The sequence below is a fragment of the Citrobacter sp. LST-B2 genome (genome assembly GCF_057983045.1).
In genome coordinates this window covers 955,066-970,247 of the sequence record NZ_CP192598.1, presented here as the reverse complement: position 1 = coordinate 970,247, position 15,182 = coordinate 955,066, and the positions used below count along the sequence as shown (strand labels likewise).

The window sequence follows — 15,182 nt, the reverse complement described above, 5'->3', positions numbered from 1 at the left end:
AATGACTATTTTTGATAACTATGAAGTGTGGTTTGTAATTGGCAGCCAGCATTTGTACGGCCCTGAGACGCTGCGTCAGGTTACTCAGCACGCGGAGCACGTCGTCAAAGCGCTGAATACCGAAGCGAAACTACCCTGCAAGCTGGTGTTAAAACCACTGGGGACCACACCGGATGAAATCACCGCCATTTGCCGTGACGCGAACTATGACGATCGTTGTGCGGGTCTGGTGGTCTGGCTGCATACCTTCTCTCCAGCCAAAATGTGGATCAACGGCCTGACCATCCTCAATAAACCGTTGCTGCAATTCCACACCCAGTTCAATGCAGCCCTTCCGTGGGACAGCATCGACATGGACTTTATGAACCTCAACCAGACTGCGCACGGCGGTCGTGAGTTCGGTTTTATCGGCGCACGCATGCGCCAGCAACATGCGGTAGTCACCGGTCACTGGCAGGATCAACAGGCTCATGCCCGTATCGGTTCCTGGATGCGTCATGCGGTGTCGAAACAGGATACCCGTCATCTGAAAGTGTGCCGCTTTGGCGACAACATGCGTGAAGTGGCGGTTACCGATGGCGATAAAGTCGCCGCGCAGATCAAGTTCGGCTTCTCGGTCAACACCTGGGCTGTGGGCGATCTGGTGCAGGTGGTGAATTCCATCAGCGACGGCGACATCAATGCCCTGATTGACGAATACGAAAATAGCTACACCCTGACCGCCGCCACTCAGGTTCACGGTGAAAAACGCCAGAACGTGCTGGAAGCGGCGCGTATTGAACTGGGTATGAAGCGCTTTCTGGAGCAGGGCGGCTTCCACGCCTTCACGACCACCTTTGAAGATTTGCACGGTCTGAAACAGCTTCCGGGTCTGGCCGTACAACGCCTGATGCAGCAGGGCTATGGCTTTGCTGGCGAAGGCGACTGGAAAACTGCCGCTCTGCTTCGCATCATGAAAGTGATGTCAACCGGTCTGCAGGGCGGCACCTCCTTTATGGAGGATTACACCTATCACTTCGAGAAAGGCAACGATCTGGTACTCGGCTCCCACATGCTGGAAGTGTGTCCGTCGATCGCGGTGGACGAAAAACCGATCCTTGATGTTCAGCATCTCGGCATTGGCGGTAAAGACGATCCTGCCCGTCTGATCTTCAATACGCAGACCGGTCCGGCGATCGTGGCCAGCCTGATCGACCTAGGCGATCGCTATCGTCTGCTGGTCAACTGCATCGACACCGTGAAAACCCCGCATGCGCTGCCGAAATTGCCGGTTGCCAACGCGCTGTGGAAAGCTCAACCGGACCTGCCGACCGCGTCTGAAGCGTGGATCCTGGCCGGCGGCGCGCACCATACCGTCTTCAGCCATGCGCTGGATCTCAACGACATGCGTCAGTTCGCCGAAATGCACGATATCGAAATCACCGTGATTGATAACGATACCCGCCTGCCCGCCTTCAAGGACGCGCTGCGCTGGAACGACATGTATTACGGCTTTAAACGTTAAGCAAATGGTTGCCTGATGGCGCTTTGCTGAATCAGGCCTACATCTCTGTGTAGGCCTGATAACGCGTTTACACCGTCATCAGGCAGGGAGAAAAACATGCTAGAAGATCTCAAACGCCAGGTACTGGCAGCGAATCTGGCGCTGCCAAAGCACAACCTGGTCACGCTCACCTGGGGGAACGTCAGTGCCGTCGATCGCGACCACGGCGTCTTTATCATTAAACCTTCCGGCGTGGATTACAGCGTGATGACCGCAGACGATATGGTGGTTGTCAGCATCGCGACGGGTGAAGTGATTGAAGGTCAGAAAAAGCCCTCGTCCGATACGCCGACGCATCGTCTGCTGTACCAGGCTTTTCCCACCATTGGTGGTATTGTGCATACCCATTCGCGCCACGCGACCATCTGGGCGCAGGCCGGACAGTCCATTCCGGCAACGGGCACCACGCATGCCGACTATTTCTACGGCCCCATCCCTTGCACCCGCAAAATGACCAGCCACGAGATCAACGGCGAGTATGAATGGGAAACCGGCAAGGTGATCGTCGAAACCTTTAAGATGCATGGAATAGACGCCGCGCAAATGCCAGGCGTACTGGTGCATTCACACGGTCCCTTTGCGTGGGGGAAAAATGCCGAAGACGCGGTGCATAACGCCATCGTCTTAGAAGAGGTTGCCTACATGGGCATTTTCTGCCGCCAGCTCGCGCCACAGTTACCCGAGATGCAGCAAACGTTGCTGGATAAGCATTACCTGCGCAAGCACGGAGCGAAAGCCTACTACGGGCAGTAGCAGCGCCAATAACTGTATAAAACCCCAGCACAACACGTTGAACCAGGCTATAATCATGCCTGGTTTTTTTGATGGATAAACAGCGTGGCGCAGGCAGGTTTTATCTTAACCCGGCACTGGCGGGATACGTCGCAGGGAACTGAAGTCTCCTTCTGGCTGGCAACAGACAGCGGGCCTTTGCAGGTCACGCTTGCGCCGCAGGAGTCCGTTGCGTTTATCCCTACCGCGCTAACCGCCCGCGTCACGTCGTTATTAAGCAGTGAAAATGGTTATCGTCTGACGCCGCTCAACCTCAAAGATTTTCATCGTCAGCCGGTTTCGGGTCTTTACTGCCGTTCGCATCGCCAGCTGATGCGACTGGAAAAGCTGTTGCGTGAGAATGGCGTGACGGTTTATGAAGGCGATGTCCGCCCGCCTGAACGCTATCTGATGGAACGCTTTATCACCTCGCCAGTGTGGGTCGAAGGTGAGACGCGCAACGGTGCGATCGTCAATGCGCGATTAAAGCCCCATCCCGACTATCGTCCACCGCTCAAATGGTTGTCTCTGGACATTGAAACCACCCGCCACGGCGAGTTGTACTGCATTGGGCTTGAAGGCTGCGGGCAGCGCATTGTCTATATGCTCGGCCCCGAAAATGGCGATTCCTCAGAGCTCGATTTCCAGCTTGAATACGTTAACAGCCGCCCACAACTGCTGGAAAAGCTTAACGAGTGGGTTGCCCGCTACGATCCCGACCTCATCATCGGCTGGAATCTGGTGCAGTTCGACCTGCGCGTGTTGCAAAAACATGCTGAGCGCTACCGTATCCCGCTGCGTTTTGGCCGCGATAACAGCGAACTCGAGTGGCGTGAGCACGGTTTTAAAAATGGCGTTTTTTTCGCCCAGGCGAAAGGGCGGCTGATCGTTGACGGCATTGAGGCGCTGAAGTCTGCCTTCTGGAATTTCTCGTCGTTTTCGCTGGAGACCGTTTCGCAAGAACTGCTGGGGGAAGGTAAATCTATCGATAATCCCTGGGATCGCATGGATGAGATCGACAGACGTTTTGCCGAAGATAAACCCGCGCTCGCCACCTACAATCTGAAAGATTGCGAGCTGGTGACACGAGTCTTTCATAAAACCGAGATCGTGCCGTTCCTGTTAGAACGATCCACGGTTAACGGATTACCAGTCGATCGTCACGGCGGTTCGGTCGCCGCGTTTGGCCATCTCTATTTTCCACGTATGCATCGCGCCGGGTACGTTGCGCCGAACCTCGGTGAAGTGCCGCCCCACGCCAGCCCCGGCGGTTACGTGATGGATTCGCGTCCCGGCTTGTATGATTCGGTGCTGGTGCTGGATTACAAAAGCCTGTACCCCTCGATCATTCGCACCTTTTTGATCGACCCTGTCGGACTGGTGGAAGGGATGGCGCACCCGGATCCCGAACACAGCACCGAAGGATTTCTCGACGCCTGGTTCTCGCGGGACAAACACTGCCTGCCAGAGATCGTGACGTCGATCTGGCAGGGGCGTGACGACGCCAAACGGCACGGTAATAAACCGCTTTCTCAGGCGCTGAAGATCATCATGAATGCCTTTTACGGTGTACTCGGCACAACGGCCTGCCGCTTTTTCGATCCGCGCCTGGCGTCGTCGATCACCATGCGCGGTCACGCGATCATGCGTCAGACCAAAGCGCTCATTGAAGCCCAGGGCTATGACGTGATTTATGGCGACACCGACTCCACCTTCGTCTGGCTGAAGCGCGCCCACACAGAAGAGGAAGCGGCGAAAATTGGTCGCGCGTTAGTGGCACACGTCAACGCCTGGTGGACGCAATCGCTTCAGGAGAAGAACCTTACCAGCGCGCTGGAACTGGAGTATGAAACGCATTTCTGCCGCTTTCTGATGCCCACCATTCGTGGCGCGGATACCGGCAGCAAAAAACGCTACGCGGGTTTGATTCAGGAAGGAGAAAACCAGCGGATGGTGTTTAAAGGGCTGGAAACCGTGCGTACCGACTGGACACCGCTGGCGCAGCAGTTCCAGCAAGAATTGTATCTGCGCATATTTCGTCACGAACCGTATCAGGATTACGTACGTGAAACCATTGATCGGCTGATGGCGGGCGAACTGGACGAGCGTCTGGTCTATCGTAAGCGGCTGCGTCGACCGTTAAGCGAGTACCAGCGCAACGTTCCGCCACACGTACGCGCCGCCAGACTGGCTGATGAAGAAAACCTGAAGCGGGGACGCCCGGCGCAGTACCAGAACCGCGGCACCATTCACTATGTCTGGACCCTGAACGGTCCGGAGCCAAAGGATTATCAACACTCGCCGCTGGATTACGAGCATTACCTGACGCGACAGCTCCAGCCCGTCGCGGAAGGAATTCTTCCCTTCATTGATGATAACTTTGCTACACTACTGACAGGCCAATTAGGGTTATTTTGACGCGTGACGAATCCATCGCCATCCATTACCATAGCGCCCTTTCCATTCCTGGACCCCATTTACCGTTCTGCCATAGCATCTCCCTGGCAGAGGGTGGTTATTGCCTGCAATTAAAGATATAGAGCCGAACAAATATGCCTTTTACACTTGGTCAACGCTGGATCAGCGATACAGAAAGCGAACTGGGACTTGGAACCGTTGTCGCCATGGATGCGCGCACCGTCACTTTGCTTTTCCCCTCCACCGGTGAAAACCGTCTGTATGCGCGCAGTGACTCCCCCGTGACCCGCGTGATGTTCAACCCTGGCGATACCATTACCAGCCATGAAGGCTGGCAGCTGCAAATCGATGAAGTAAAAGAAGAAAATGGTTTGCTTGCCTACATTGGTACCCGTCTTGATACCGAAGAAGCCGGCGTCACGCTGCGTGAAGTCCTGCTCGACAGCAAACTGGCGTTCAGCAAACCGCAGGATCGCTTGTTTGCTGGTCAGATTGACCGCATGGATCGGTTTGCGCTGCGCTACCGCGCACGTAAATTTCAAAGTGAACAGTACCGCATGCCATGGAGCGGTCTGCGCGGCCAGCGCACCAGCCTGATCCCTCATCAGCTCAACATCGCCCACGATGTGGGTCGCCGTCATGCGCCGCGCGTACTGCTGGCAGATGAAGTGGGTCTGGGCAAAACCATTGAAGCCGGGATGATCCTGCATCAACAACTGCTTTCTGGCGCGGCAGAACGCGTGCTGATTATTGTGCCAGAAACCTTGCAGCATCAGTGGCTGGTCGAAATGCTGCGCCGTTTCAATCTACGTTTCGCCCTGTTTGACGACGAACGCTACGCCGAAGCGCAGCACGATGCGTTTAACCCGTTCGAAACCGAACAACTGGTGATCTGTTCTCTGGACTTCGCCCGCCGTAACAAGCAGCGTCTGGAACACCTGTGCGATGCCGAGTGGGATCTGCTGGTTGTCGATGAAGCCCACCACCTCGTCTGGAGCGAAGAGGCGCCGAGCCGTGAATATGTGGCGATAGAACAACTGGCGGAACGCGTGCCAGGCGTACTGTTGCTGACCGCCACCCCGGAACAACTGGGTATGGAAAGCCACTTTGCGCGTCTGCGCCTGCTGGATCCCAACCGTTTCCACGATTTCGCACAGTTTGTTGAAGAGCAGAAAAATTATCGCCCGGTTGCCGACGCCGTCGCTATGCTGCTGGCCGGTAACAAGCTCAGCAATGAAGAGCTCAACATGCTGGGCGAACTGATTGGCGAGCAGGATATTGAACCGCTGCTGCAAACGGCAAACAGCGACCGCGACGGTGCGCAGAACGCACGTCAGGAGCTGGTTTCCATGCTGATGGACCGCCACGGCACCAGCCGCGTGCTGTTCCGTAACACCCGTAACGGCGTAAAAGGCTTCCCGAAACGCGAACTGCACACCATTAAGCTGCCGCTGCCGACGCAGTATCAGACTGCCATTAAAGTGTCCGGCATCATGGGTGCCCGCAAAAACGCCGAAGACAGAGCGCGTGACATGCTCTATCCGGAACAGATTTATCAGGAATTTGAAGGGGATACCGGCACCTGGTGGAACTTCGACCCACGCGTTGAGTGGCTGATGGGCTACCTGACCAGCCATCGCTCACAGAAAGTGCTGGTGATCTGTGCGAAGGCGGCAACCGCCCTGCAGCTGGAGCAAGTGCTGCGCGAGCGCGAAGGTATCCGCGCGGCGGTCTTCCACGAAGGGATGTCGATTATCGAACGTGACCGCGCCGCCGCCTGGTTCGGCGAAGAGGACAGCGGTGCACAGGTGCTGCTGTGTTCAGAAATCGGCTCGGAAGGTCGTAACTTCCAGTTTGCCAGCAACCTGGTGATGTTCGACCTGCCATTTAACCCGGACCTGCTGGAACAACGTATTGGTCGTCTCGACCGCATCGGCCAGGCGCACGATATCCAAATCCATGTCCCGTATTTAGAGAAAACCGCCCAGTCGGTGCTGGTTCGCTGGTATCACGAAGGTCTGGATGCGTTCGAACATACCTGCCCGACCGGTCGTGCTATTTATGACACGGTTTACAGCAACCTGATTAACTACCTGGCGGCGCCCGAAGAGACCGATGGCTTTGAGGATCTGATCAAAAGCTGTCGCGAACAACACGAAGCGCTGAAAGCGCAGCTGGAACAGGGCCGCGACCGTCTGCTGGAGATCCACTCCAACGGCGGCGAAAAAGCGCAGCAACTGGCCGAAAGTATTGAAGAGCAGGACGACGACACCAGCCTTATCGCCTTTGCCATGAACCTGTTTGATATCGTGGGGATTAACCAGGACGATCGTGGTGAAAACCTGATTGTACTGACCCCATCCGATCACATGCTGGTGCCGGACTTCCCGGGGCTACCGGAAGACGGTTGTACCATTACCTTTGAACGTGACGTGGCGCTGTCGCGTGAAGACGCGCAGTTTATTACCTGGGAACATCCGCTGATCCGTAACGGGCTGGATCTGATCCTCTCTGGTGATACCGGTAGCAGTACCATTTCCTTGTTGAAAAATAAGGCGCTGCCGGTCGGTACGCTGCTTCTGGAGCTGGTATACGTTGTGGAAGCCCAGGCACCGAAGCAGTTGCAGCTTAACCGCTTCCTGCCGCCGACGCCGGTGCGCATGCTGCTGGATAAAAACGGCAACAACCTCGCGGCGCAGGTGGAGTTTGAAACCTTCAACCGCCAGTTGAGTGCCGTAAACCGCCACACCGGCAGCAAACTGGTTAATGCGGTGCAGCAGGATGTTCATGCGATTCTGCAACTGGGTGAAGCGCAGGTTGAGAAGTCCGCCCGCGCCCTGATTGACGCGGCGCGTAATGAAGCGGATGAAAAATTGTCTGCTGAACTGTCGCGCCTGGAAGCGCTGCGCGCCGTCAACCCAAACATTCGTGATGATGAACTCGCGGCCATTGAAAGCAACCGTCAACAGGTGCTGGAAAGCCTGAATCAGGCAGGATGGCGTCTGGATGCGCTTCGTCTTATCGTCGTCACGCATCAGTAACGGAGTCAAATATGGCGATGGAAAACTACAATCCGCCGCAGGATCCCTGGCTGGTGATCCTGTATCAGGATGAGCACATTATGGTGGTCAACAAGCCAAGCGGCCTGTTATCCGTGCCGGGGCGTCTTGAGGAACACAAAGACAGCGTGATGACGCGTATCCAACGCGACTATCCACAGGCTGAATCTGTGCATCGTCTGGATATGGCAACCAGCGGCGTAATTGTAGTGGCCCTCACCAAGGCGGCAGAGCGAGAGCTGAAGCGTCAGTTTCGCGAGCGCGAGCCGAAAAAACAGTATGTGGCGCGGGTATGGGGACATCCTGCGCCCGCAGAGGGACTGGTGGATTTACCGCTCATCTGCGACTGGCCGAATCGTCCGAAACAGAAAGTGTGTTATGAAACCGGCAAAGCAGCGCAGACCGAATATGAAGTGGTGGAGTTTGCGGAAGATAACACCGCGCGACTAGTGTTGAAGCCCATCACCGGACGTTCACACCAACTGCGCGTACATATGCTGGCGTTAGGCCACCCCATTCTCGGCGACCGTTTTTATGCCCCGCCTGAGGCGCTGGCGATGGCCCCCCGACTGCAACTGCATGCCGAGATGCTGACCATCACCCATCCCGCATACGGCAACAGCATGACGTTTAAAGCGCCAGCGGATTTTTAATCTTATAACGTAGCCCCTTTGAATTACGCTCGCGAATAGACACAAATCATTCGAGATGCATCGAGGCGGCAAGCGAAGAAATCCCCAGGAGCATAGATAACTATGTGACTGGGGTTTCACAGCGCGGCCAACAAAGAGGCAGCTTGAAGGATGCCGTGTAAATTTATTTAAAGCCTTTCTGCTCTTTGATCAGCTCGTAAGCCTTCTGAATTTCCTGCGCTTTTTGCTTCGCCATTTCCATCATTTCCGGCGGCAGACCTTTCGCCACCAGCTTATCCGGATGGTGCTCGCTCATCTGCTTACGATAAGCACGTTTAATGGTAGTCGCATCGTCAGTAGATTTAACCCCGAGGACGTTGCAGGCGTCCTCCAGCGTCGGGCCGCGTTGCGCCTGCTGCCAGCCACCGCCGCCGGACTGCTGCTGATAACCACCGCCAAACTGGGCTCCCCCTTGCATCATGCGCAGGAACTGATCGAACTGAGTGCGGGAAATGCCCAACTCTTCGGCAATCACATACAGCACTTCACGCTCGTTGGGATGCAGTGAACCATCGGCAAACGCCGCCTGAATCTGAATTTCAAGAAACATACGAATAAGATCGAAGCGACCAAAACAGACGCTACGAAACTGGCGCATTTTTTCACGTAACGGGTAATTATCTGATTTTCCGATACGAAACGCATTTTGCGCAGCCGATCGCGATTCACCGTGCAAATTCATCCTGTCCATCAGCACATTGGCGACATGGATATCGGCTTCGGTAACCCGTCCTTTCGATTTGGTTAAGTGCCCCATCACCTCAAAGGTGGTGGCAAAAAACAGCGCCTGACGCTCACGCTGGTTGGCAAACCACGCCATTTTGCGGCTGCGGGCTTTGTCGAACATGTGGCCAACCAACAGCCCCAGCACCACGCCCCAAAAGCCGCCGCCCATGAGCAGAGCCACGGCCACGCCAATTATTTTTCCCCAGTACTGCATAGACTCCCCAATTTGTCTCACTCTCGGTGAGGCCAGGTCCCACAAAATAAGCGGCTTTTTACGATCTTTCGGCTACGGTCAATTGTGGGACATCGCCTATAATTTGCATTATCATACCTGTCATTCACAGCCGTGACTAACACCACAGACGCTATAGCGGCAGGATTAACACTAGCGCTACGAACATGAGTAAGTTAGGCTGTGGCGGTTTGTCACGCGCGACGCTACTGATGATGGAACAATAAAATACAACGTATGAAAAAACGTATTCCCACCCTCCTGGCCACCATGATTGCCACTGCCCTTTACAGTCAACAGGGTCTGGCAGCCAGTCTCGCCTCACAATGTATGTTAGGCGTGCCAAGCTATGACCGTCCTCTGGTGCAGGGCGAGACAAATGAACTCCCCGTCACGATTAATGCCGATCATGCGAAAGGAAATTATCCTGACGACGCGGTGTTTACCGGCAATGTGGATATCATGCAGGGCAACAGCCGTCTGCAGGCCGACGAGGTGCAGCTTCATCAGAAAGAGGCTCAGGGTCAGCCTGAGCCTGTACGTACCGTCGATGCGCTCGGCAACGTCCATTACGATGACAACCAGGTTATCCTGAAAGGACCGAAGGGCTGGGCGAACCTGAACACCAAAGACACCAACGTCTGGGAAGGCGACTACCAGATGGTAGGCCGTCAGGGCCGCGGTAAAGCGGATCTGATGAAACAGCGCGGCGAAAACCGCTATACCATTCTTGAGAACGGGAGTTTCACCTCCTGTCTGCCAGGTTCTGATACCTGGAGCGTCGTCGGTAGCGAAGTGATCCATGACCGTGAAGAACAGGTCGCAGAAATCTGGAACGCCCGCTTTAAGCTGGGTCCGGTTCCTGTCTTTTACAGTCCGTATTTGCAATTGCCGGTCGGGGATAAACGCCGCTCCGGTTTCCTGATCCCCAACGCCAAGTACACGACAAAGAACTATTTTGAGTTCTATCTGCCGTATTACTGGAACATTGCGCCAAACATGGATGCGACCCTGACGCCGCACTATATGCACCGTCGCGGCGGCGTAATGTGGGAGAACGAATTCCGCTACCTGAGCCAGGCGGGCGCCGGTATTATGGAATTCGACTATCTGAACTCCGATCGCGTCTACGACGATGAGCATCCGAACGATGACAACTCGCGCCGCTGGCTGTTTTACTGGCGACATGCGGGGGTGATGGATCAGGTGTGGCGTTTCAACGTCGACTACACCAAAGTGAGCGACTCCAGCTACTTTAATGATTTCGATAACAAGTACGGTTCAAGTACCGACGGTTACGCGACGCAGAAATTCAGCGTCGGCTATGCGGTGCAGAACTTTGACGCCACTGTCTCAACCAAACAGTTCCAGGTGTTCAGCGATCAAAACACCAGCAGTTATTCCGCTGAACCACAGTTAGACGTCAACTTCTATCAGAACGACCTGGGTCCGTTTGATACCCGTATTTATGGCCAGGCCGTGCATTTTGTGAATACCAAAGACAACATGCCGGAAGCGACGCGCCTGCACCTGGAGCCGACCGTCAGCCTGCCGTTGTCAAACCAGTGGGGCAGCATCAATACCGAAGCGAAACTGCTGGCAACCCATTATCAGCAAACCAATCTGGACTGGTATAACAACCGTAATACCACTCAGTTGGATGATACCGCCAACCGTGTGATGCCGCAGTTCAAAGTCGACGGCAAGATGGTGTTTGAACGGGATATGAACATGCTCGCGCCGGGTTATACCCAGACGCTGGAGCCGCGCGCGCAGTATCTGTACGTGCCGTATCGCGACCAGAGCAACATCTACAACTACGACTCTTCCCTGCTGCAATCTGACTATACCGGCCTGTTCCGTGACCGCAGCTATGGCGGTCTGGACCGCATTGCCTCCGCCAACCAGGTCACGACGGGCGTCACATCTCGCATATATGATGAGACAGCGGTTGAACGTTTTAACGTTTCTGTTGGTCAAATCTACTATTTCACGGAGTCTCGCACTGGCGATGACAACATCCAATGGGAGAACGATGACCAGACAGGTTCATTAGTATGGGCGGGTGACACCTACTGGCGTATTTCGGATCGTTGGGGCCTGCGTGGCGGTATTCAGTACGACACCCGTCTGGATAGCGTCGCCACCAGCAGTTCCAGTATCGAATATCGTCGTGATGAAGACCGTCTGGTTCAGTTGAACTACCGTTACGCCAGCCCGGAGTATATTCAGGCGACATTGCCAGCAAGATATTCCACGGCAGAGCAGTACAAAAACGGGATTAGCCAGATCGGTACCGTCGCCAGTTGGCCGATTGCCGATCGCTGGTCGATTGTGGGTGCCTACTACTTCGACACTAACGTGAATAAACCCGCCGACCAGATGTTAGGTGTGCAGTACAACTCCTGCTGTTATGCGATCCGCGTCGGTTACGAGCGTAAGCTGAACGGTTGGGATAGCGATAAAGAACACGCGGTGTATGACAACGTGATTGGCTTTAACATTGAACTTCGTGGTCTGAGTTCCAACTATGGTCTCGGCACGAGCGAGATGTTACGTTCCAACATTTTGCCGTATCAAAACTCTTTGTGATCTGATTGATTTACCACGTAATCCGCAGTGCGGTTAATTGAAATGGAAAAAGTATGAAGAACTGGAAAACGCTGCTTCTCGGTATCGCCATGATCGCGAATACCAGTTTCGCTGCCCCGCAGGTAGTCGATAAAGTCGCAGCCGTCGTAAATAACGGTGTGGTACTGGAAAGCGACGTTGATGGCCTGATGCAGTCTGTCAAATTGAACGCCAACCAGGCAGGTCAACAGCTTCCGGACGACGCTACGCTGCGTCATCAGATCCTGGAACGTCTGATCATGGATCAGATTGTCCTGCAGATGGGTCAGAAGATGGGCGTAAAAATCTCTGACGAACAGCTTGATCAGGCGATTGCCAATATCGCTAAACAGAACAACATGACGCTGGACCAGATGCGAAGCCGTCTGGCTTACGATGGTCTGAGCTACTCAACCTACCGTAATCAGATCCGTAAAGAGATGACCATCTCTGAAGTGCGTAACAGCGAAGTGCGCCGCCGCGTGACGATCCTGCCGCAGGAAGTGGATGCGCTGGCGCAGCAGGTTGGCAATCAAAATGATGCCAGTACGGAGCTGAACCTGAGCCACATCCTGATCCCACTGCCGGAAAACCCAACGTCTGACCAGGTGAACGAAGCAGAATCTCAGGCGCGTTCCATTGTCGATCAAGCCCGTAACGGCAGCGACTTCGGCAAACTGGCGATCACCTACTCTGCTGACCAGCAGGCGCTGAAAGGCGGCCAGATGGGTTGGGGTCGTATTCAGGAACTGCCAGGCATTTTTGCTCAGGCGCTGAGTACCGCGAAGAAAGGCGACATCGTTGGCCCGATTCGTTCCGGTGTCGGCTTCCATATCCTGAAAGTGAATGATATGCGCGGCCAGAGCCAGAGCATCTCCGTGACCGAAGTTCATGCCCGCCATATTCTGTTGAAGCCGTCGCCGATCATGACCGATCAGCAGGCGCGTCTGAAGCTTGAGCAAATCGCCGCTGATATTAAGAGCGGTAAAACCACCTTTGCTGCCGCAGCGAAAGAGTTTTCTCAGGATCCCGGCTCGGCTAACCAGGGCGGCGATCTGGGCTGGGCGGCTGCGGACATTTTCGATCCGGCATTCCGTGATGCGTTAACCCGCATGAACAAAGGCCAGATGAGCGCACCGGTGCACTCCTCTTTCGGTTGGCACCTGATCGAACTGCTGGATACGCGTAACGTCGATAAAACCGACGCCGCGCAGAAAGATCGCGCTTACCGTATGCTGATGAACCGGAAGTTCTCAGAAGAAGCAGCAACCTGGATGCAGGAACAACGCGCCAGCGCTTACGTTAAAATCCTGAGCAATTAATGACGGTTGCTCAACGCGTAGTGATCACTCCCGGCGAACCCGCCGGGATTGGTCCGGATCTCGTCGTTCAACTTGCCCAGCGCGACTGGCCGGTTGAACTGGTGGTCTGTGCCGATGCCACGGTATTGACTGACCGGGCAGCAATGCTCGGTCTTCCCCTCACATTACGCCCTTACTCCCCGCAAAGGCCTGCTAAACCGCAGACTGCCGGCACGCTTACGCTGTTACCGGTCGCGCTTCGTGCGCCCGTCGTTCCTGGGCAGTTGGCCGTGGAGAATGGCGAGTATGTGGTGCAGACGCTGGCCCGTGCCTGTGACGGTTGTGTAGAGGGTGAATTTGCGGCGCTGATTACGGGCCCTGTGCATAAGGGCGTTATCAACGACGCGGGCGTGCCTTTCACCGGTCACACCGAGTTTTTTGAAGAGCGCTCGCAGGCGAAAAAAGTGGTGATGATGCTGGCGACGGAGGAGTTACGCGTCGCACTGGCAACGACCCATCTGCCGCTGCGTGACGTCGCCGATGCCATTACACCAGCACTGCTGCACGAAGTGATTGGCATTCTGCATCACGATCTGCGCACCAAATTTGGCGTGGACGATCCGCACGTGCTGGTCTGTGGTCTGAATCCGCATGCCGGTGAAGGGGGGCATATGGGCAGCGAGGAGATCGACACGATCGTTCCGGTGCTCGATACGCTCCGCGCGCAGGGGATGAAATTGACAGGTCCATTACCCGCCGACACGTTGTTTCAGGCCAAATATCTGCAACATGCTGATGCGGTACTGGCGATGTACCACGATCAGGGTCTCCCCGTGCTAAAATACCAGGGATTTGGTCGCGGCGTGAATATCACGCTGGGCCTGCCTTTTATTCGTACCTCGGTGGATCACGGTACCGCGCTTGAACTGGCGGGCCGGGGTGAAGCTGATGTCGGCAGTTTTATTACGGCGCTTAATCTCGCCATCAAAATGATTGTTAATACCCAATGAATAATCGAGTCCATCAGGGCCACTTAGCCCGTAAACGCTTCGGGCAAAACTTCCTCAACGATCAGTTTGTGATCGACAGCATTGTCTCCGCCATTAACCCGCAGAAGGGTCAGGCGATGGTCGAAATCGGCCCCGGTCTGGCTGCGTTGACGGAGCCGGTTGGCGAACGTCTGGATGCGCTGACGGTCATTGAACTGGACCGCGATCTGGCCGCGCGTCTGCAAACGCATCCCTTCCTGGGCCCCAAGCTGACTATCTATCAGCAGGACGCCATGACCATGAATTTCGGCGAATTGTCTGAAAAGATGGGTCAACCGCTACGCGTGTTTGGTAACCTGCCTTATAACATCTCTACGCCGCTGATGTTCCACCTGTTTAGCTATACTGATGCCATTGCCGATATGCACTTTATGTTGCAAAAAGAGGTGGTGAATCGTCTGGTTGCAGGACCAAACAGTAAGGCGTATGGTCGCTTAAGCGTCATGGCGCAATATTATTGCAACGTGATCCCGGTGCTTGAAGTGCCGCCGTCCGCCTTCACGCCGCCGCCAAAAGTCGATTCCGCCGTGGTGCGCCTGGTGCCGCACACTACGATGCCCTATCCGGTCAACGATATTCGCCTGTTGAGCCGCATCACCACAGAAGCGTTCAACCAGCGCCGTAAAACGATTCGTAACAGCCTCGGCAATCTGTTCAGCGTTGAGGTCATGACGGAACTGGGTATTGACCCGGCAATGCGAGCGGAAAATATCTCTGTCGCGCAGTACTGCCAGATGGCGAACTATCTGTCAGAACACGCGCCATCGAAGGAGAGTTAAGC

Annotated in this window: 10 protein-coding genes; 9 read left to right on the top strand and 1 reads right to left on the bottom strand. The window is 55.1% G+C overall.

Features of this window, described 5'->3' with window-relative positions; translation table 11 throughout:
* Nucleotide 1 precedes the first annotated feature (1 nt).
* The 5 genes from araA to rluA all read left to right on the top strand — a co-directional run bounded on the left by araA (nucleotide 2) and on the right by rluA (nucleotide 8,444).
* Complete coding sequence (gene araA / locus ACQ0PY_RS04705; protein WP_042997960.1) at nucleotides 2-1,504, top strand: L-arabinose isomerase; 1,503 nt, start codon at nucleotides 2-4, stop codon at nucleotides 1,502-1,504.
* Nucleotides 1,505-1,600: 96 nt separating this feature from the next.
* Nucleotides 1,601-2,296: an L-ribulose-5-phosphate 4-epimerase gene (araD, locus tag ACQ0PY_RS04700; protein ID WP_044327795.1), complete on the top strand. Its 696-nt coding sequence runs from the start codon at nucleotides 1,601-1,603 to the stop codon at nucleotides 2,294-2,296.
* A gap of 84 nt (nucleotides 2,297-2,380) precedes the next feature.
* On the top strand, nucleotides 2,381-4,732 hold the full coding sequence (polB, locus tag ACQ0PY_RS04695; protein ID WP_109739868.1) for a DNA polymerase II: 2,352 nt from the start codon (nucleotides 2,381-2,383) through the stop codon (nucleotides 4,730-4,732).
* Nucleotides 4,733-4,866: 134 nt separating this feature from the next.
* Entirely contained in the window at nucleotides 4,867-7,773 is a 2,907-nt protein-coding gene (gene rapA / locus ACQ0PY_RS04690) for an RNA polymerase-associated protein RapA (RefSeq protein WP_044267394.1), read from the top strand.
* Between the two features lie 11 nt (nucleotides 7,774-7,784).
* Nucleotides 7,785-8,444 carry a bifunctional tRNA pseudouridine(32) synthase/23S rRNA pseudouridine(746) synthase RluA gene (rluA, locus tag ACQ0PY_RS04685; protein WP_109739867.1) on the top strand — a complete coding sequence of 220 codons (660 nt, stop codon included), beginning with the start codon at nucleotides 7,785-7,787 and terminating at the stop codon, nucleotides 8,442-8,444.
* Between the two features lie 163 nt (nucleotides 8,445-8,607).
* Here the strand turns inward: rluA and djlA are convergent, their stop codons facing one another.
* A complete protein-coding gene (gene djlA / locus ACQ0PY_RS04680) occupies nucleotides 8,608-9,423 on the bottom strand; it encodes a co-chaperone DjlA (protein ID WP_054176442.1) in 816 nt (271 codons plus the stop codon).
* 255 nt (nucleotides 9,424-9,678) lie between these two features.
* Between djlA and lptD the strand changes: the two genes are divergently transcribed.
* From lptD to rsmA, 4 genes are read left to right on the top strand one after another with little or no spacing between them, the layout of a single operon-like run.
* A complete protein-coding gene (lptD, locus tag ACQ0PY_RS04675) occupies nucleotides 9,679-12,033 on the top strand; it encodes an LPS assembly protein LptD (RefSeq protein ID WP_044267389.1) in 2,355 nt (784 codons plus the stop codon).
* Nucleotides 12,034-12,086: 53 nt separating this feature from the next.
* Nucleotides 12,087-13,373, top strand: coding sequence for a peptidylprolyl isomerase SurA (surA, locus tag ACQ0PY_RS04670; protein WP_044267387.1), 1,287 nt, complete (start codon nucleotides 12,087-12,089; stop codon nucleotides 13,371-13,373).
* Complete coding sequence (gene pdxA, locus ACQ0PY_RS04665) at nucleotides 13,373-14,362, top strand: 4-hydroxythreonine-4-phosphate dehydrogenase PdxA (protein ID WP_042997968.1); 990 nt, start codon at nucleotides 13,373-13,375, stop codon at nucleotides 14,360-14,362. Before surA ends, pdxA begins: the two co-directional genes overlap by 1 nt.
* Nucleotides 14,359-15,180 carry a 16S rRNA (adenine(1518)-N(6)/adenine(1519)-N(6))-dimethyltransferase RsmA gene (gene rsmA, locus ACQ0PY_RS04660; protein WP_044255552.1) on the top strand — a complete coding sequence of 274 codons (822 nt, stop codon included), beginning with the start codon at nucleotides 14,359-14,361 and terminating at the stop codon, nucleotides 15,178-15,180. Before pdxA ends, rsmA begins: the two co-directional genes overlap by 4 nt.
* Nucleotides 15,181-15,182 lie beyond the last annotated feature (2 nt).